Here is a 15841-nt window from a genome sequence, read left to right on the forward strand (position 1 = left end):
TTATCAGCGTGGCTGTTTCACTTCCCGCCGTCCACCGCCTGACCTTTTGAGAGTAAGAGCATGAGTCTGGTAGCCAGCAAAGAGATAAACCCCGTTGAGGGGGAAGCAACGGATATCAACGACGGCGGGGCCAGCGTAAAAAGCGGGACTTTCTGGCCTGAAATCCGCCTGTCGGATGTGCGCCGCGATATGCGTCTGAATGGGCTGGTTACCACTGACCGGCTGAAGCATGCGGCCACTGAGTCGGTGCTGAGTGTAAACCGCCAGCTTGCTGAGTGGCGTGTCGGTCAGCAGGCGGAGGGCTATCAGTCGCTTGAGGCTGTGCCGTCTGAAGAAATTAACGACACGACCGAATACGTTTTCCTGTACCAGCGTGCCGTGTATTGCGCAGCGAAAGCGCTGCTGACTGAGGGCTATCGCGATGTGGACACCACCGGGCAGGGGGAGAAACACGCGGCGGCACTGACGTCGCAAATTGACACGCTCTGGCGCGATTCCAACTTTGCGATTCGGGACATTATCGGAATCAGCCGCGGGCTGGCGGAGCTGGTCTGATGATCGTCAAAGCACTACAGGGCGACACGCTGGATCAGCTCTGCCAGCGCCATTACGGCAGCACACGCGGCATCACCGAAACGGTACTGAAAGCTAACCCCGGATTGTGTGAAAGCAGCCCGTTTATGGCCGCAGGGCAGGAAGTCACATTGCCGGACATTGCACCGGCAGCACAGGCGGAGATGGTGCAGCTATGGGACTGAATTTTGACAGGGTGGTTTCGTTTCTCTCGTACCTGCCTTCAGCTTTCCTGACTACGCTGGGGCTGTTCTCCCTGACGCAGTGGGCGACGCTGATCGGCATCGTGCTGGGGATCCTGACCTACCGGCTCAACAAACGGCATAAGCGTCGGGTGGAGCTGGAGGAGGAGAAGCGCACCGCGATTATGTTCAGCCTTGCTGAGAAGGCAGGCAGCCATAACCTGAATGAAGTCGTTGGCGCGTTTCAGGAGATGGCCCGCACGGAAAAAAGAGGGCGTGCGCTATGAGTATTCGAAAAAAGGCGGTGGTGTGTTTCGTTACGGTGATTATCGGCATTGTCGGGGTTGAGTATTCCGGGCAGGTCAGAACCAGCCCGCAGGGGCTGGAGCTGATTGGAGATGCTGAGGGATGCCGTCGTGATCCTTACATCTGCCCCGCTGACAAACTCACTGCGGGGATTGGTTCAACCACGGATATCCGGGCGGGCCACACCTACAGCGACGAAGAGATTGCCGCGATGTGGGTTGAGGATATTCGACGTGCCGAGCGCTGCATTGACCGCAATTTTAACGGTAGCCTGCTCAATCAGGGCCAGTTTGATGCGATGACCTCAGCCGCGTTCAATATGGGTTGCCTCAACCTGATGTGGTTCACCGACCGTCAGGGCGTTAAGCAGCGCACCACCATCTGGCGTCATGCGCAGGCCAGGCGCTGGGCGGATATGTGCAACAGGCTGCCGGACTTTGTGAACGCCGCAGGGCGCAAGCTACCCGGGCTGGTCAAGCGCCGGGAAGCTGAGCGGCTGATCTGTCTGGCCCCGGAGGAGTGATGAACGTTTCCCGGCTGTTTTATGCGGTGGCGTCAGTTCTGACCGTGCTGGCCATTCTCGGCGGTACGTACTTCAAACGGGCGGCCTCATTAGCAAGGGCTGACCTTGAACGGGTGACCGGCCAGCTCAACGGCGCCAATACGGTGATCGGTAACGTTCAGCTCACCATGAAAATCTTCAGTGTGATAACAGCGGAAAGGGTCCATGAAAAAGAGCGAGACAGGCAGGAAGGAGAAAAGCGCCGCGCAGCACTCCGCGCTGATCTGCAAGGCGATCGCTGTGCCTTTGAGCCTGTGCCTTCTGCTGCTGAACGCCGGTTGCTCAACCGTGCGGCCAGTATACGTCCCGGCACAGTGCCTGCGGATGCCGCCGGAGCTGCTCCAGCCAACGCCAGTGCCTTACCCACACCTCAGCGGTAAGCGCATGCTGTACGGCGAGGCGCTGGAGTGGACCGATTTACTGATTGATGCGCTGGACAGCGCCAACAAAGACAAAGCTGCATTGCTGAAGATTGAGCAGCAGCGCGAGGAGGCCGGTGATGTTGAAAAGTGAACTGATGCGGGCGGCTATCGTGGCGCATAACCCGTTTTTTACGCGGGAGCCAGACCGCCTGGAAGTGTACGTGACAAAAGGCAACATCGTTGCATCCGGCACCCCGTCACCGTCTTTTGCCTATAAGTACGAGCTGAACGTCCTTGCGATGGATTACCCAGGCGAACTGGATGACCTGGCGATTCCGATCCTCGCATGGGCTGCTGAAAACCAGACTGAGCTGCTTTTTAACCCGGCTCGTCGGGAAAGCGGGATCGGCTTCGATGCGCAGATTCTTAACGATGGCACGGCGGATATTCTCTTCGTGATCAACGCCACTGAAAACGTCGTTATCGCGACAGGTCCGGATGGGCGACCGGTTGTCACGCACCGCATCGAACCTAAGATGCAGGATGATGTGATCGGTAAGTGGCTGACCCTGCTGGCCGTCAATGATAACACCGGCGCATCGCAAACGCTTCGGGGCGGTGAGTAATGGCGGATAACCTTCTTTTTCACGAGCTGGGTGCCATTCTCGCTGATGTGCTGGGCGTCACTAAGCCCACGACCCGCCGCAGTATGGCCCGACGTGTGGCAGCCGACTTGCGCCGCAGCCAGCAGAAGCGCATCGGCCAGCAGAAAAACCCCGATGGCAGCGCATACCCGGCACGCAAGCAGAAGAAGCTGCGAACTCAGGGCGGTGTGAGCTTCTTGCATGGCGGCCAGGTGCGCCGGTTGCGTAACTGGCGCAACAGCAAGGGGCGTTACGGCGACCGCATGATCACCGGGTTTGATGAAGACAAGGGCGGCATCCGCTCGTTCATCCGCGCCGATATTGAGCGCTATCTGAGTATTGACCTGTCCCGCAAAACCGAAACGAAAGCGGCTAAAAACCCGATGTTCCGGCGGCTGCGTGCCGCCCGCTTCCTGAAGGCGACGGCGTATCCGGACGCGGCGGTTGTTGGTTTCCAGGGCAATGCCGCGAGGATAGCGCGGGTTCACCAGTACGGCCTTACCGATAAGGTGGCCCACCGTGCCAGTGCGAAGTATCCGGCGCGCCAGCTGCTGGGGCTGACATCGACAGAAATCGACGGCATCGCCGATGCGATCATCGGCGCAATGGAAGGAGCAGGGCAATGAGAGAAGCGGAAGCGGCACGCCTGCTGCAAAACCTGATCCGCGTTGGCACCGTTCAGCAGGTGGATTATGTGGAGTACGTCGCCAGGGTAAAAACGGGCGGTAACACCACCGACTGGGTGCGCTGGGGTGCGCAGCGTGCCGGGGATGCGCAGACGTGGTGGGCGCCATCAGTAGGGGAGCAGGTTGTGATCCTTTCCCCGGGCGGCGATCTGGAAAATGCCTTCATCGCCTTCAGCCTGTACGGCACTGATGCGCTGCCGCCGGATACCAGTCAGACCTCTAATATCACGCGCTACCCGGACGGGGCAAAGGAAGGCTATGACCCTGCCAGCGGCCAGAAGCGCCTGACCGGAATTAAAAACACGCTGGTTGATGCCAGCGGCACCATGACGCTGAATCTGGCCCGGCTGGTGATTAATGCCCCCGAGGTGGTGATTAACGGTGAGGTGACGCAGGGCGGCGGCAGTATGTCTTCTAACGGTGTGGTGGTGCATGCCCACGTACACGGCGGCGTGCAGTCTGGCGGAAGCAAAACGGGAGGCCCGCAGTGAGTAGCGAATGGAAAGGAATGAGCAGCGCCAGCGGCGCAGCGGTGGAAGGTGAAGCGCATCTGAAACAGTCGATTGCAGACATTCTCCTGACGCCGGTCGGCAGTCGACTGATGCGCCGGGAATACGGTTCCGCGCTCTTTTCACTGCTGGACCAGCCTGATAACGATGTAACGCGGTTGCGTCTGATCTCTGCTGCGGTTATCGCGCTGTGGAAGTGGGAGCCGCGTATCACCCCGACGCAGATCACATTTGAGAGTGCGGCGCAGGGTGCCAGGAAAATGACAATCAGCGCACAGCGCAGCGATTCGCTGAGCGCCATTACAACGGATATCACGATATGAGTGGCGTCATTGACCTTTCACAGCTGCCCGCGCCGGAGATCGTCGAGTCGCTGGATTATGAGGTGATTCTGGCCGCCCGCAAGGCGGCGCTGATTGCGCTGTATCCGGCTGAAGAACAGGCGGCTATCGCACAAACGCTTGAGCTGGAATCTGAGCCGATGGTTAAGCACTTACAGGAAAGTGCTTACCGCGAAATGCTGCTGCGTCAGCGCATCAATGAGGCGGGACTGGCTGTGATGGTTGCTTACTCGGGCGGCGCCGACCTTGACCAGCTGGCAGCGAATAACGGCGTGACGCGCCTGACGGTGACCGCGGCGGATACCGAGGCTATTCCACCGGTCGCCGCCGTGATGGAGAGCGATGAGGATTTGCGCAGCCGCATCCCGGCGGCCTTCGAAGGGTTATCCGTAGCCGGGCCGACGGCGGCCTATGAGTATCACGCCAAAAGCGCGGACGGGCGCGTTGCCGATGCACGCGCTATCAGCCCGTCACCGGCGGAAGTGGTGGTCACCGTGCTGAGCAGGGAGGGTAACGGCACCGCCGCTGCTGACCTGATCGCCGTTGTGGCTGCCGCGCTCAATGATGAAAGCGTGCGGCCAGTGGCGGACCGCGTGACCGTTAGCCCTGCTGAGATCGTCAATTATGCGATAGAGGCAAAAATCTACCTGCTGCCCGGCCCGGAAGCTGAGCCGGTGCTGGCCGCTGCCAGCGCAAATCTTACCGCGTATGCGCAGCGACAGTCCCGCATCGGGCGCGATATCAACATGTCAGCGATTTATGCGGCGCTACACGTTGAGGGCGTGCAGCGCGTTGAGCTGGTAACACCAGTCGCGAACGTAGTGCTGGATAACACGCAGGCGGCTTACTGCACTGACGCAGTGGTAACCATTGGGGGAACGGATGAATAGCCTGCTGCCGCCGTCAGCCTCGGACCTTGAGCGCCGCCTGGCCGCCGCCTGTAGCGATATGGCGAATCTTAGCGTGCCGCTGCGGGATCTGCTTAACCCTGACGTCTGCCCCGTGCGCCTGCTGCCGTATCTGGCATGGGCCTGGTCGGTTGATCGCTGGGATGAAGGCTGGACGGAGAGCGTAAAGCGCAAGGTGGTGAAAGACGCGTTTTATATCCATCAGCATAAGGGGACGACCACGGCTATCCGCCGGGTGGTGGAGCCTTTCGGCTTCCTGCTGCGCATCTCAGAGTGGTGGAAAAACGGCGACGCGCCCGGCACGTTTCGCCTGGATATTGGCGTGCAGGATCAGGGCATCAGTGAGGAAACCTATCAGGAGCTTGAGCGGCTTATCAGCGATGCAAAGCCCGTCAGCCGCCATCTGATCGGCATGTCGATTAATTTGCAGACCAGCGGCAGCCTGCCGGTAGCTGCGGCCTGTTATTCCGGGGATGAACTGACGGTTTACCCCTACACACCAGAAATTATTTCCGTGAGCGGCATCGGGTACGGTGCCAGCGCGGTCCATATTATTGACAGCGTGAGAGTGAACGCATGACAGCTAAATACTATGCAATTTTGACCAATCTCGGCGCGGGTAAGCTGGCAAACGCCGCCGCGCTGGGGACACAATTACAGATTACACATATGGCGCTGGGCGACGGTGGCGGCGTGCTGCCAACGCCGAACGCCAGCCAGACGGCGCTAATTGGGGAAAAGCGTCGTGCGCAGCTTAACTCCCTCAGCATCGACAGCGCCAACGCCAGCCAGATCATTGCGGAGCAGGTTATCCCGGAAAATGAGGGCGGTTGGTGGATTCGTGAGATCGGCCTGTTTGATGCTGAAGGCGTGCTGATTGCCGTAGCGAACTGCGCGGAAACGTATAAGCCGCTGTTGCAGGAAGGCAGTGGCCGCACGCAGACCGTGCGTATGATCTTGATCGTTAACAGCACCGACGCGGTGACGCTGAAGATTGACCCATCTGTAGTGCTGGCGACGCGAAAATACGTGGATGACGCTGTGATTGAAGTGAAAGCCTATGCCGATTCGCTGATGTCGCAGCATCTGCTTGCTGCTGATCCACATCCGCAATACGCGCCAAAGGCCAGCCCGGCCCTGACTGGAAAGCCCACGGCACCTACCGCCGCCAAAACCGACAACAGCACGCAGCTGGCAACCACGGCGCACGTTAAAACAGTGGTTGCAGATTACGCGCCACTTGCCAGCCCTGCGCTGACGGGGACGCCCACGGCACCAACGCCCGCGCAGTCAAACAACGGCACGCAGATTGCCACCACGGCATTTGCTCAGCTGCTGGTTTCTGCGCTTAACACCGCGCTGACGAATGCCCTGGCGCTGAAGGCTCCGCTTGCCAGCCCTGCGCTGACCGGTGCTCCAACCGCCCCGACCGCCGCGCAGACGGTAAACAATACGCAGGTCGCGACGACGGCCTATGTTAAAGCCGCACTGGCCGGACTGGTTGACTCCTCTCCGGCGGCGCTGGATACGCTGAAAGAACTGGCTACGGCGCTGGGTAACGATCCGAACTTTGCCACCACGATGACCAATGCGCTGGCCGGGAAAATGGATAAGTCGGCTAACGGCGCGGATATCGCTAACGTGGCGGCTTTTCTGGCTAATCTTGGGCTGGGAAGTGCTGCAAAGGCCGTGATAGGCGAGGGGGCTGGTCAAGTGCCCGATATGTCATTTTTCGTGAATGGAAAAGGCAATAGCGGGTATTTCAGATTACCCGGCGGGCATTTCATTCAATATGGAGTGGTGAATGTTGATAGTTCAGGTTCTGCGGTTAAAACCGTTGATGTGAATTTTGCCGTGCCATTTCCAAGTGCGGCGAAGATTTTAATACCGATTATGCCAACCCAGGATCCTACAAACCGATTTGTGAGTTACGACTCGGGAGGAACCGACCGCACAAAAGTAAGGCTTGTGTATTCGACGCCAACGACGAATTCTATTATTTATGCAGCGATAGGATATTAATCATGGCGATTAACTTTAGCCCTAAAGATTTAGCATTTTATCTGGATGCCCTGAAATCAGATTATGACCGCGCTGGGAGTTGGCCCGGGGATGTTATTCCGGTGAATGAGGCTGTTTATCAGGAGTTTTCTGGTGCAGCTCCTGCGGGTAAACGCCTAATTTCAGATGTTGAAGGCTTGCCTGCATGGGGGGATGCTCTCCCGCCCACTCATAACGAGCTGATACAGGCGGCGGAACTGGAGAAGGACAGTCTTAGGAGTAGGGCCGATGCGATGATAGCACCGTTACAGGATGCGGTTGATTTAGATATGGCGACCAGTGATGAGGCTGCCAGCTATTCAGCCTGGCGGAAATACCGCGTGCTGCTTAACCGGGTGGATACATCCAGCCCGGATGATATTCAGTGGCCGGAAATACCGGAATAAATAAAGGGAGCCATGCGGCTCCCTTTATTGTTTAAATCAGCGACAAAATATCATCTGCCGTAATTCCTGCAAGCTTCTCCCTGATATCCTCACTGACCTTTTTCAGCGTGAGGGTAAACTCAATTTTCTGCGCCTTGCCATCTTTCATAAATTCGGTGCGGTTCTCCGTGATCCCTGCAATGACAAACATCCCATAAATTGAGCCGGTGCCTTCAACCAGCGGCCACGGTCGCCCGCCGTAGGCAATCGTGCGCAGGGTTGCCAGCGACACATCGCCGCCGGTGACTTCGGGGTACAGGGTGCCGGTCAGCGTGATGTTGTCCTCCCCGGTCCCGATATACTGCCACTTTGCCGATTTGCCGATCCTGTCGTTCTTTACGTGCCGCCAGGAGGTTTCCTGCTGGAGCGCCTGATAGGCGGCGGTATCGAGCATAAAAACAAACATGCCGTAAGCCATCATCATCGTGTGTTACTCCCTGTCTCTGAGTTGTGAGCGTCGGCGGGCTTCAGCTTCGCGCATCACCCTTTTCAGTTCGTCCCGTACCATCCGGGCTATCTCTTTAGCGTCGTGTCTTTCCGCGCCGTTAAAATTAATGGTCAGGTTGATATCGCCGATGCCTGCATCGAGTACGGTCGGTTTTGACCGTCCTGCAGGTGTGACGGGAACCGGGATTCCGGGCAGGTTTGACCGTGCCGGCCAGTTCATCACGCTGCTGGTAAAGCCGGATACCGCGCTGCCGATTCTCCCCGTCAGCGATTGCGCCTGACTGTTGGCGGCTGTGATCCGGGGTTCCATGTAAGTACCCGCCACGGGCATAACGGCAGGATGTTTTTTGAAGACGATTTCCCCGAGCTTGTCAGCCGCTGGCGAGGTTGCTGCATCGGCTACCGCGCTGCCGGAACCTGATTTCCGGCCTTTGCTGACCGTGTTTTTCCCGCCCAGCTCCGAAACCGGAACCGGTGCAACTGCCGGGGCTGCCGGTGGGGTCGCTGCGGGCTTGGGCGCACTGGCGGCGGCGGCTTTGACGGCGGGCGCGGCGGGCTTCCACTCCTGCGCTATCATCTTTTTCTGTTTACTGTCCCAGACGTACATCACCGGCGTTTTAGCCTGCGGGGCAACGGCATCCATCGTGCCTGCGACTTCTTTGGCGGCGTTGGCTGCTTCGGGAATGGCGCCCAGCTTTTTCAGCAGCCAGCCAATCCCTTCGGCCACCTTCAGAATGACGCTGACCACGCCGGATATCGCCTTGCCGACAATCTCGCCAAAGACGCGGCCTGCTTCGGTACATTCGCGCAGCGTTTCCGCTGATGCGTTGACCGGCTCAAACAGCTGCTTAAACCAGTTCCACACCCGGCCAATGGCATTGCCGATGCCGTCGAAGATGGGTGCCAGCGGCGCGAACGCCTGCTTAACCGGCGCGATGGCGCTGACAAGCCCGGACCAGAAGCCGCTGAAGAAGGATTTTATCGGCTCCCAGTAGCGCCAGATCATCAGCGCGGCACCGGCCATTGCTGCGACCAGCAGGCCCACCGGGCTGAGCAGAACGGACAGGCCGCCGCCAAGCACGGTTAACACGGTGCGCCCGACGCTCAGCAGGGTGCCGAAGCCGCCGGTTGCCACCGAGCGCAGGCCATTACCGAGTGCTGTCAGGGCGGTGCGCGGGGAGGTGAAGAGGGTGGTTAGCGCTGAGCCGGTGGCGCTACCCATGCGCGATACCATGCCAATGCCATTCCTGCCGGTGGTCAGGATGTTTTTGCCGAGGTTGCCAGCTGCTGCGCCTGCGGATCGGAAGATGGGGATCCAGTCTTTTACGCTGCGTCCGGTGCTGCTGAGCAGCGGGCCGAGTTTTTTCAGTCTTGAGGTCATGCCCCCTACTGATGGTAACAGGCCACCGAAACCACGCCCGCCGGTCAGTAGTGACAGGCTGAGCCTTACGGCAGCCATCGGCAGCAGGATGCTGGCAACGGCCAGCGCCAGCGCACCCAATGCGGCAATTGCCACGCCAACGGCAACCGCGACTTTCAGCAGTGCGCTGACCAGCGCGGGGTTAGCCTCTGCCCATGCCCGGAAGCGCTGGATCATACGGGTGGCGTAACCCATGACCTCCAGCACTGGCCCGCGCAGGGTTTCACCCAGGCTGCTGAAGGAGTTTTGCAGGCTGACCTTTGTGGTCATCCAGCGTGCGTCTACCGAGTCGAGGTTGATGTCTGACTCGCGCTTCATGGAGCCTTTCGACGCTTCACCGTTGACCAGCGCCAGCTGGCGGTAAAGTTCCGGCAGGTTGTTCGCGAGCTTTTGCGCCGAGCCGCCAAACTCTTTACCGAAAATCTGCGTCAGCACGGATGACTGCTGATAATCAGGCAGCTTTTTAACCTGTTCAAGCACGGTAAGAATGGTGCCCATCGCATCGGTTGGCATGCGCTTCTGAATCTTCTCGGCGCTGAGGCCAATGACGTCCAGGCCTTCCATAAACTTATCGCTCTGCTGCGTGGCGATCGACAGTTCGCGCACCATTGCATGCGTTGAGCTGGCTGCGATTTCCGGCGCGGCGCCGAGCGTCAGGAAGGTGGAAGCCATTGCGGCCGCTTTGCGGAAATCGAGCTTGTCAGCGTCACCACCGATGCGCTGAAGGACGTCGATAATATCCGAGCCTTTCGATTTGGCGTTGTCGTCCAGGTAGTTCAGGACGTCGCCCAGCCCTTCAATCTGCTGCGTCGGGATTTTATATAGTCCGGCAATTTTACCGAGGCTTTCCGACAGCTCATTAGCCGGGAGTTCGAACGCGGTTGAGGCCATCGCGGCAGTGTTCGCAAACGACAGCAGGTCAGCTTTCTGCTTTGCCCACGGATCGTCGCCGTTGGCCACGCCCATTCGTGCGCCGCCTTCCACCAGTGCGGCATAGTCCACCGCGCCATTTTCCATCGGCAGATTTTCGCTGGCCGCCTTAATGGCCTTCTGCATCTCGTAGAACTGCGCGGTACGGGTGCCGTCATTCTCGCGCAGGCCGTTGACCTGCTTGGCGACGCCTTTCATGGAGTTTTCAAAGGTGGCGTAGCTGCTAACGAGGCCAATCACCGGCGCAGCAATGGCCGCCCCGGTGGCAACGGCACGCATCCCGCCGCCTTCCAGCTTCTCGCGGGTTTCTTTGGCATGCTGGTACTGCTGCTGCGCCCGCGTGACTGCCGTCAGCCGGCGCTGCTGCTCGGCCAACTGGCGGTTATAGGCGGCGGTGCGGCGAGTGACCTGCTCGGTGGCCGTGCTGCCGCCCTTCAGCAATACGCCGTGCTGCATAAGTGATGATCGCAGGCTGCTGAGTTTGGCCCGCTCTTCATTGTGGGCGCGGGAAAGCTGGCGCACGGCATCTGACTGGCTTTTGAGCGCCGCCGTTTGTTCGTTGGTGCGCTGTTTGGCCGGGCCGAATGAGGCGCGGAGTTCGTCGGCTTTTTTGCGGGCTTCTGCCAGCTGCCGGGCGGTGTTTTCTGATGCTTTCGACAGGCGGTCAAAGCTGCCTGCCTGACGTTCAAGCCCTTTAAGGCTGGTTTGCGTGGATTTAATTTGTGACGCCAGTGAGGCGGCGCTTTTCTGCGCCGCGCTCACCGGGCGGGTGAGGTTGTTGATAGCGCTGAAGGCTACCCGAATACTCAGATTGCGATCTGTCATTCTTCCTGTCCATTACGGGCCAACGCACGCTTATGCCAGGTAAGAAATTCTTCCACTGGCATCGTGTCGTAGGTTGACGGCTGCCAGTGGAAAATAACGGCGATATCGGCGATCAGTTCGTCAGTATCAACCGCCGGACAGCGGATTAAGCTTCTGCCGCTGCTGTCTCGTTCAACGCCGATGGCGGTGCTAAAAAATCAGCAATGCCGGTTGCCAGCTGAGCCAGGTCGGACGGGTGCAGGGCGGTTACTTCCAGTTCGGTCAGCGCCGGGCTGGTGACGCGGGGCAGCAGCTTAATCAGTGAGTCAACATCGCTCACCATCACGTCATACAGCTTCAGGCCACGCAGTGACCCGGTTTGCGCCATAGCATCGGTGATAGTGACTTCTTTGATAACGGTCTTGCCGCGAGTGATTGCGCCAAAAAGTGAGATAGTTTTAGCCATGATAATTCTCTCTATATGGCCGGGCGCGTCATTGCTCCCGGCGGGTTAAAGGTGGTGGCCGGTTACAGGCCGATGTTTTTACGGTGCTGATCCATCATATCTACGCCGTTCACCTTCCAGACCATGTTGAGCGCGTCCAGCTCAAAGGCTTCTGTTCCGTTGAGTGTGATCTTCACGTAGGTATTTTTCAGCGTGTATTTATGCGAGGTGTTATCACCCTGCTTCACGCTGCCCCAGTCCATTTCCTGCACGCGTCCGCGAGTCTGGATCTCGCAGGGGATAGCATTGCCGGTCGAGTCGTCCAGGTATGACCCGGCAAAACGCAGCTGCACGCCGTCGATGGTGCTGCCGTAGGTATTCAGCAGGCGGGCATCCAGACCGCCCAGCGTGATCTCCATATCCGCCGCGCCGGTTTCAAAGCCGAGGTGAACAGAAACCCCCATCGGCATGCCTGCGCCCTGATAGTCTTCGGTTTTACGGCCCAGCTTTGGCGTTGTCAGTTCTTCAGTGATGCCGAGGAAGCTGTCGCCGTTAACATAGGTGTTGAAAGAAAAAAGTTTGCTTGGTAATCCCATGATCTTCTCCTTACACCGTCGCGAACGTAGCGAAGTATTCGTCCGTGAATTCCTGAATCAGCGTCAGGTCTTCAAGCGGCGGAACGGGGGTGTACTTGTAGCGAATGGTGGCCTTGCCATCGCGCAGCGCTTCGGTGGTGTTGTCCCCGGCAAAATCAAACCAGCAACTGAACCCCAACAGGCGATTAGCGGTGACCAGCGCCGCGCCCTTACGGTTGATGCCGTCCACAATGTCCTTAATCAGCGACGGCGTGAGTGGTTTATCGACGTAGGGAAAATGCGCCTCGGCGATGGTGTCAGCGAGGATTTGCGCGGTGCGGGTGTAGCTCTCGAAAAAGTAGGTTTCTTCATCGCAGGTGCGGGAACCCCAGAAGCGGAAGCCATCGCGCTTAATCAGCGTGGTGATGCCTTTGCTGTTAAGGTCGTCGGCATCCGTATCTTCGCCCTGAAGCGTCCAGTAAACGTCTGCCGAAATGCCCAGCACGTTTGATACAGGCACGTTCGACAGCACTTTGTGCCAGCCCTGTTCTGCGTCGATTTTCGCCCGTAGGCCGATGGCGTAAGCCGCTGCCGGGACGGTTTCGTTAGCGGCGGTCAGGCTGTTGTAAGCGATGAAGTCAGGATAAATCACCATGATTTCGCGCTCGCTGAAGTCTTCGCGCCAGGCTTTGGCTTCGGCAATGGTTTTACAGCCGTTGGCGCCGACGTAGGCGAAAGCCCGTAGCTTCTCGGCGATCACCGCCAGCTGAAGCGCCACCACTTTCGTCTCAAGACCCGGTACGGCCAGCACGCGGGGATGTTCACCGACGCGTGGCTCGGCGGTCAGCAGTGCAAACATGCCGGTGTAACGGCCATCGGCACCAACGCCGCCAATAACCAGCTGATCCTGCGTGGGGGCGGTTTCACCCTCAGCCGGAGTAATCTTCGAGGCATCCGCAACGCGGACCACTACCGTTTTCGGGCTGGCTTGGTCAGAAATAGCTTTCAGGGTGGTGTAGAGCGTGCCGCTTTTCCCGGCTTTGCCGAGATAATCCCGGACACGCGTTAGTAATACTGGCGTGTTGAGCGGGAAGGTCACTGCGTCGGCGTCGTCAGCGGTACAGACCACGCCAATAACGGCTGTGTCGATATCGCGGATCATGGTGCTGAGGTCGGTTGTTTCTTTGACCCGGACGCCGTGATGGTAATTTTCACTCATGCTTTGTTGCCTCTGGTTGATGCGTGCAATACATCATCGTGAAGCGTGTCCCCCTTTTCACGCGGTGGCGATTGTCGCTGGCGGCTGACAACCTGCGCCAGCTGACGGCGGCCCTCACGCGGGCGAGGATGCAGGCAGGGGGATATATGCTGACTATTTTTGATGATGATTTATCACCGCAGCCCGCTTACAGGCTGACGATAAAAGGCGTGGTGCTGACGAGTCTGGATGACCGGCTGATGTCGCTGACGTTGACTGATAACCGGGGCTTTGAAGCTGACCGGCTGGAGCTGACGATTGATGATACTGACGGGATGGTTGTAATGCCGTCGCGGGGCGCTGAGATCTCGGTTGCTATCGGATGGACTAACCGCCCGCTGGTTGATAAAGGCGTGTACACCGTGGATGAAATAACCCACCAGGGGCCGCCTGACCGGCTGGTTATCACCGCCCGCAGCGCGGACTTTCGTGAAGACTTCAACGTTAAGCGCGAATACAGCTGGCATGATGTGACGGTCGGCTCGGTGGTTTCCGCCATAGCCGGGCGCTATAACCTGATCCCCGCCGCCAGCGCGTCGCTGAAGGATGTGGAAATTGACCACGCTGACCAGACGAATGAATCCGATATCAGCTTCCTGACGCGGATGGCGGAAATGATTGGCGCGGTCGCCACGATAAAAAATGGCCGCCTGCTGTTTATCGTTCCGGGCATGGGGGTATCCCAAAGCGGGCGTGTGCTGCCCTCCGTCATGATTACCCGCGCCAGTGGTGACGGTCACTCATTCCGGATTGCTGACCGTGACGCTTACACCGGAGTCCAGGCATACTGGCTTGATCTCAACTTCGGCAAGAAAAAGCCCACGGCGATTAAACGCCGGAAAAAAAAGAAGCCGGTAAGCGTCACGCCTGCATCCTCAAAAAAAGAAGGGGACTACGTGGAAGGCGCTGAGGGCAATGTCTTTGTCATGCGCAAGACGTTTAAAACCGAGCGAGCTGCCCGACGTGCGGCAGCGGCAAAGTGGGCGGAGTTACAGCGCGGTGCTGCTGAGTTCAGCATTACCCTGGCGCGGGGCCGCGAAGACCTTTACCCGGAACTGCACGCTAATGTGACCGGATTCAAGCCGCTGATCGATGCTGCTGACTGGGTGATTAACAGTGTGACGCATACCATTGACGATAACGGGTATATTACCGGGCTGGAGCTGGAGGTGCGGATCACCGGCTGGGAAGATGCTGAAGAAACAAGCGAAACGGAATAGATTAATTTTCGGAGTTATCCTAAAATGATGGCGAGTTTAATCAGATTGGTGAGGTTTTATGTTCACCTGCCCGAAATGCAATGCCAGCGCCAAAACCCGTACCAGCGTAAGAATCAGCGAGATGACTCGCCGCAGTTACCACCAGTGCAATAATCTTGCCTGCGGTGCTGCTTTCACTACTCTGGATTCCGTAGAGCATTTTCTGAACCAAGTTAGCCCGGTGGCCGCGCACAGCGTGCCAAAGGATATTTTTCCCGGCTCCCATTATGGGGATGACCAGTTAGCCTTATCACTCTGAAGAAAACAGAACCCCCGCAATGCGGAGGTTGTTGTAAAAAATTCACAACTTTTTTGACATCTATTTTTGTTTTTTATGGGCAAATAATTTTTTGTAATGCATTTTGCTTATGCCATCTTGAATGTAACTTAGGCTATTCCACGTGATAAGTATATTTTCTCTATGGAGTAGCCATTCTTTTTCCCGAACATTTTTATCATTTATCTCCAGTATAAGAAGGGCTTTATGCGCAGCCGAGCCAAAGGCAGTATATCTGTGCAAAAATTTCTTAAAGGCCATGTCGGGGATTAATTTAACACTCCAAATTCTTAGCGACTCCGCTACTAAAACCATGTTGAAAGAGGCCTCATACATTTTTTCGTAAGTCTCGCTTGTGGCTTCAAGTGCGGCATTGAATTTTTTATCATCAGAAGGACGTACGGAGCGAACATTGGTAAGGGATTTAGACAATAGATTTGAATATTTTCTTACCTCTGTGAAGTGCGTTAAAAAGTTCTCTGTTTGTTCAAAGGCTTTGTTTGACATTTTTTCCGACAACCATTTATTAACTTTTGCCAGAGCAATTAACGCAAGAAGTAAAGTTATTGAAGATGTCATGGCTGTTACAGATGCTGGTATTATTGGTTGGAGAAGATATACATCTACAGCAATAGGAATTAAAACCCCGATGTAAACACATATTAAGTGCGAAATGCGGGCTTTATTTAAAATTTTATAAATTAGAATATTATGCATGCTGCGATTGTTTTACATGGTTTAACGAGTTGGATTAAATGTCACGTTTTTTGCTGTGGGGATATTTTTAAAAAGTTGTCATCTGGAACCAAGCGAAGTCAGTATGTGGTCAGCTTTCATAAAAAAACACAGCTTAAACAATAGTTTGCG

General features: G+C 57.1%; 23 protein-coding genes. 16 read left to right on the forward strand and 7 right to left on the reverse strand.

The features are described from left to right. The first annotated feature begins 60 nt into the window (after positions 1–60). From ACLI4M_RS17475 to ACLI4M_RS17540, 14 genes are read left to right on the forward strand one after another with little or no spacing between them, the layout of a single operon-like run. The gene (locus ACLI4M_RS17475; protein ID WP_133624036.1) at positions 61–555 is read left to right on the forward strand and encodes a head completion/stabilization protein; all 495 of its coding nucleotides are present in this window, start codon (positions 61–63) and stop codon (positions 553–555) included. Next, complete coding sequence (locus tag ACLI4M_RS17480; RefSeq protein ID WP_013200147.1) at positions 555–758, forward strand: tail protein X; 204 nt, start codon at positions 555–557, stop codon at positions 756–758. Before ACLI4M_RS17475 ends, ACLI4M_RS17480 begins: the two co-directional genes overlap by 1 nt. Then, positions 749–1042, forward strand: coding sequence for an HP1 family phage holin (locus ACLI4M_RS17485; RefSeq protein ID WP_013200148.1), 294 nt, complete (start codon positions 749–751; stop codon positions 1040–1042). The genes ACLI4M_RS17480 and ACLI4M_RS17485 overlap by 10 nt, the downstream gene beginning before the upstream one ends. Continuing rightward, entirely contained in the window at positions 1039–1584 is a 546-nt protein-coding gene (locus ACLI4M_RS17490) for a lysozyme (protein ID WP_133624035.1), read from the forward strand. Before ACLI4M_RS17485 ends, ACLI4M_RS17490 begins: the two co-directional genes overlap by 4 nt. Next, positions 1584–2003 carry a hypothetical protein gene (locus ACLI4M_RS17495; protein ID WP_133624034.1) on the forward strand — a complete coding sequence of 140 codons (420 nt, stop codon included), beginning with the start codon at positions 1584–1586 and terminating at the stop codon, positions 2001–2003. The genes ACLI4M_RS17490 and ACLI4M_RS17495 overlap by 1 nt, the downstream gene beginning before the upstream one ends. Then, positions 1948–2136, forward strand: a complete 189-nt coding sequence (locus ACLI4M_RS17500; RefSeq protein ID WP_422389087.1) for a hypothetical protein — start codon at positions 1948–1950, stop codon at positions 2134–2136. Before ACLI4M_RS17495 ends, ACLI4M_RS17500 begins: the two co-directional genes overlap by 56 nt. Continuing rightward, entirely contained in the window at positions 2123–2611 is a 489-nt protein-coding gene (locus ACLI4M_RS17505) for a phage tail protein (protein WP_413449734.1), read from the forward strand. The genes ACLI4M_RS17500 and ACLI4M_RS17505 overlap by 14 nt, the downstream gene beginning before the upstream one ends. Further along, positions 2611–3255, forward strand: coding sequence for a phage virion morphogenesis protein (locus tag ACLI4M_RS17510; RefSeq protein ID WP_133624033.1), 645 nt, complete (start codon positions 2611–2613; stop codon positions 3253–3255). Before ACLI4M_RS17505 ends, ACLI4M_RS17510 begins: the two co-directional genes overlap by 1 nt. After that, entirely contained in the window at positions 3252–3806 is a 555-nt protein-coding gene (locus tag ACLI4M_RS17515; RefSeq protein ID WP_133624032.1) for a phage baseplate assembly protein V, read from the forward strand. Before ACLI4M_RS17510 ends, ACLI4M_RS17515 begins: the two co-directional genes overlap by 4 nt. After that, complete coding sequence (locus ACLI4M_RS17520; RefSeq protein WP_413449735.1) at positions 3803–4147, forward strand: GPW/gp25 family protein; 345 nt, start codon at positions 3803–3805, stop codon at positions 4145–4147. The genes ACLI4M_RS17515 and ACLI4M_RS17520 overlap by 4 nt, the downstream gene beginning before the upstream one ends. Further along, the gene (locus ACLI4M_RS17525; protein ID WP_133624031.1) at positions 4144–5055 is read left to right on the forward strand and encodes a baseplate assembly protein; all 912 of its coding nucleotides are present in this window, start codon (positions 4144–4146) and stop codon (positions 5053–5055) included. The genes ACLI4M_RS17520 and ACLI4M_RS17525 overlap by 4 nt, the downstream gene beginning before the upstream one ends. After that, complete coding sequence (locus tag ACLI4M_RS17530; protein WP_133624030.1) at positions 5048–5653, forward strand: phage tail protein I; 606 nt, start codon at positions 5048–5050, stop codon at positions 5651–5653. Before ACLI4M_RS17525 ends, ACLI4M_RS17530 begins: the two co-directional genes overlap by 8 nt. After that, positions 5650–7095 (forward strand): phage tail protein, encoded by a 1446-nt coding sequence (locus ACLI4M_RS17535; RefSeq protein WP_133624029.1) that lies wholly within the window; start codon positions 5650–5652, stop codon positions 7093–7095. Before ACLI4M_RS17530 ends, ACLI4M_RS17535 begins: the two co-directional genes overlap by 4 nt. Positions 7096–7097: 2 nt before the next feature. Then, positions 7098–7520, forward strand: a complete 423-nt coding sequence (locus tag ACLI4M_RS17540) for a tail fiber assembly protein (RefSeq protein WP_133624028.1) — start codon at positions 7098–7100, stop codon at positions 7518–7520. 31 nt (positions 7521–7551) lie between these two features. On the opposite strand, the gene ACLI4M_RS17545 is transcribed toward ACLI4M_RS17540, so the two are convergent. From ACLI4M_RS17545 to ACLI4M_RS17570, 6 genes are all read right to left on the reverse strand, one after another. Further along, positions 7552–7983 (reverse strand): phage tail protein, encoded by a 432-nt coding sequence (locus tag ACLI4M_RS17545; RefSeq protein ID WP_133624027.1) that lies wholly within the window; start codon positions 7981–7983, stop codon positions 7552–7554. 6 nt (positions 7984–7989) lie between these two features. Beyond that, the gene (locus ACLI4M_RS17550; RefSeq protein WP_133624026.1) at positions 7990–11181 is read right to left on the reverse strand and encodes a phage tail tape measure protein; all 3192 of its coding nucleotides are present in this window, start codon (positions 11179–11181) and stop codon (positions 7990–7992) included. Continuing rightward, a complete protein-coding gene (locus ACLI4M_RS17555; RefSeq protein ID WP_413449799.1) occupies positions 11178–11363 on the reverse strand; it encodes a GpE family phage tail protein in 186 nt (61 codons plus the stop codon). The genes ACLI4M_RS17550 and ACLI4M_RS17555 overlap by 4 nt, the downstream gene beginning before the upstream one ends. Further along, positions 11327–11626, reverse strand: a complete 300-nt coding sequence (locus ACLI4M_RS17560) for a phage tail assembly protein (protein WP_133624025.1) — start codon at positions 11624–11626, stop codon at positions 11327–11329. The genes ACLI4M_RS17555 and ACLI4M_RS17560 overlap by 37 nt, the downstream gene beginning before the upstream one ends. Before the next feature lie 62 nt (positions 11627–11688). Further along, entirely contained in the window at positions 11689–12201 is a 513-nt protein-coding gene (locus ACLI4M_RS17565; RefSeq protein WP_133624024.1) for a phage major tail tube protein, read from the reverse strand. A gap of 10 nt (positions 12202–12211) precedes the next feature. Next, the gene (locus ACLI4M_RS17570) at positions 12212–13399 is read right to left on the reverse strand and encodes a phage tail sheath subtilisin-like domain-containing protein (RefSeq protein ID WP_133624023.1); all 1188 of its coding nucleotides are present in this window, start codon (positions 13397–13399) and stop codon (positions 12212–12214) included. Between the two features lie 146 nt (positions 13400–13545). On the opposite strand from ACLI4M_RS17570, the gene ACLI4M_RS17575 reads away from it, so the two are divergent. Then, the gene (locus ACLI4M_RS17575) at positions 13546–14658 is read left to right on the forward strand and encodes a phage late control D family protein (RefSeq protein WP_208864885.1); all 1113 of its coding nucleotides are present in this window, start codon (positions 13546–13548) and stop codon (positions 14656–14658) included. 58 nt (positions 14659–14716) lie between these two features. Continuing rightward, positions 14717–14956, forward strand: coding sequence for an ogr/Delta-like zinc finger family protein (locus ACLI4M_RS17580; protein WP_133624021.1), 240 nt, complete (start codon positions 14717–14719; stop codon positions 14954–14956). Positions 14957–15016: 60 nt separating this feature from the next. On the opposite strand, the gene ACLI4M_RS17585 is transcribed toward ACLI4M_RS17580, so the two are convergent. Then, positions 15017–15691, reverse strand: coding sequence for a hypothetical protein (locus tag ACLI4M_RS17585; protein WP_133624020.1), 675 nt, complete (start codon positions 15689–15691; stop codon positions 15017–15019). Between the last annotated feature and the right edge of the window lie 150 nt (positions 15692–15841).

It is taken from the genome of Erwinia sp. LJJL01 (genome assembly GCF_047300805.2).
Classification (GTDB): domain Bacteria; phylum Pseudomonadota; class Gammaproteobacteria; order Enterobacterales; family Enterobacteriaceae; genus Erwinia; species Erwinia aphidicola.

Bases quoted from the DNA above. Each gene is read 5' to 3' on its own strand.
- ACLI4M_RS17475 (WP_133624036.1), top strand. From the start codon at position 61: ATGAGTCTGGTAGCCAGCAAAGAGATAAACCCCGTTGAGGGGGAAGCA.
- ACLI4M_RS17480 (WP_013200147.1), top strand. From the start codon at position 555: ATGATCGTCAAAGCACTACAGGGCGACACGCTGGATCAGCTCTGCCAG.
- ACLI4M_RS17485 (WP_013200148.1), top strand. From the start codon at position 749: ATGGGACTGAATTTTGACAGGGTGGTTTCGTTTCTCTCGTACCTGCCT.
- ACLI4M_RS17490 (WP_133624035.1), top strand. From the start codon at position 1,039: ATGAGTATTCGAAAAAAGGCGGTGGTGTGTTTCGTTACGGTGATTATC.
- ACLI4M_RS17495 (WP_133624034.1), top strand. From the start codon at position 1,584: ATGAACGTTTCCCGGCTGTTTTATGCGGTGGCGTCAGTTCTGACCGTG.
- ACLI4M_RS17500 (WP_422389087.1), top strand. From the start codon at position 1,948: ATGCCGCCGGAGCTGCTCCAGCCAACGCCAGTGCCTTACCCACACCTC.
- ACLI4M_RS17505 (WP_413449734.1), top strand. From the start codon at position 2,123: ATGTTGAAAAGTGAACTGATGCGGGCGGCTATCGTGGCGCATAACCCG.
- ACLI4M_RS17510 (WP_133624033.1), top strand. From the start codon at position 2,611: ATGGCGGATAACCTTCTTTTTCACGAGCTGGGTGCCATTCTCGCTGAT.
- ACLI4M_RS17515 (WP_133624032.1), top strand. From the start codon at position 3,252: ATGAGAGAAGCGGAAGCGGCACGCCTGCTGCAAAACCTGATCCGCGTT.
- ACLI4M_RS17525 (WP_133624031.1), top strand. From the start codon at position 4,144: ATGAGTGGCGTCATTGACCTTTCACAGCTGCCCGCGCCGGAGATCGTC.
- ACLI4M_RS17530 (WP_133624030.1), top strand. From the start codon at position 5,048: ATGAATAGCCTGCTGCCGCCGTCAGCCTCGGACCTTGAGCGCCGCCTG.
- ACLI4M_RS17535 (WP_133624029.1), top strand. From the start codon at position 5,650: ATGACAGCTAAATACTATGCAATTTTGACCAATCTCGGCGCGGGTAAG.
- ACLI4M_RS17540 (WP_133624028.1), top strand. From the start codon at position 7,098: ATGGCGATTAACTTTAGCCCTAAAGATTTAGCATTTTATCTGGATGCC.
- ACLI4M_RS17545 (WP_133624027.1), bottom strand. From the start codon at position 7,983: ATGATGATGGCTTACGGCATGTTTGTTTTTATGCTCGATACCGCCGCC.
- ACLI4M_RS17550 (WP_133624026.1), bottom strand. From the start codon at position 11,181: ATGACAGATCGCAATCTGAGTATTCGGGTAGCCTTCAGCGCTATCAAC.
- ACLI4M_RS17560 (WP_133624025.1), bottom strand. From the start codon at position 11,626: ATGGCTAAAACTATCTCACTTTTTGGCGCAATCACTCGCGGCAAGACC.
- ACLI4M_RS17565 (WP_133624024.1), bottom strand. From the start codon at position 12,201: ATGGGATTACCAAGCAAACTTTTTTCTTTCAACACCTATGTTAACGGC.
- ACLI4M_RS17570 (WP_133624023.1), bottom strand. From the start codon at position 13,399: ATGAGTGAAAATTACCATCACGGCGTCCGGGTCAAAGAAACAACCGAC.
- ACLI4M_RS17575 (WP_208864885.1), top strand. From the start codon at position 13,546: ATGCTGACTATTTTTGATGATGATTTATCACCGCAGCCCGCTTACAGG.
- ACLI4M_RS17580 (WP_133624021.1), top strand. From the start codon at position 14,717: ATGTTCACCTGCCCGAAATGCAATGCCAGCGCCAAAACCCGTACCAGC.
- ACLI4M_RS17585 (WP_133624020.1), bottom strand. From the start codon at position 15,691: ATGCATAATATTCTAATTTATAAAATTTTAAATAAAGCCCGCATTTCG.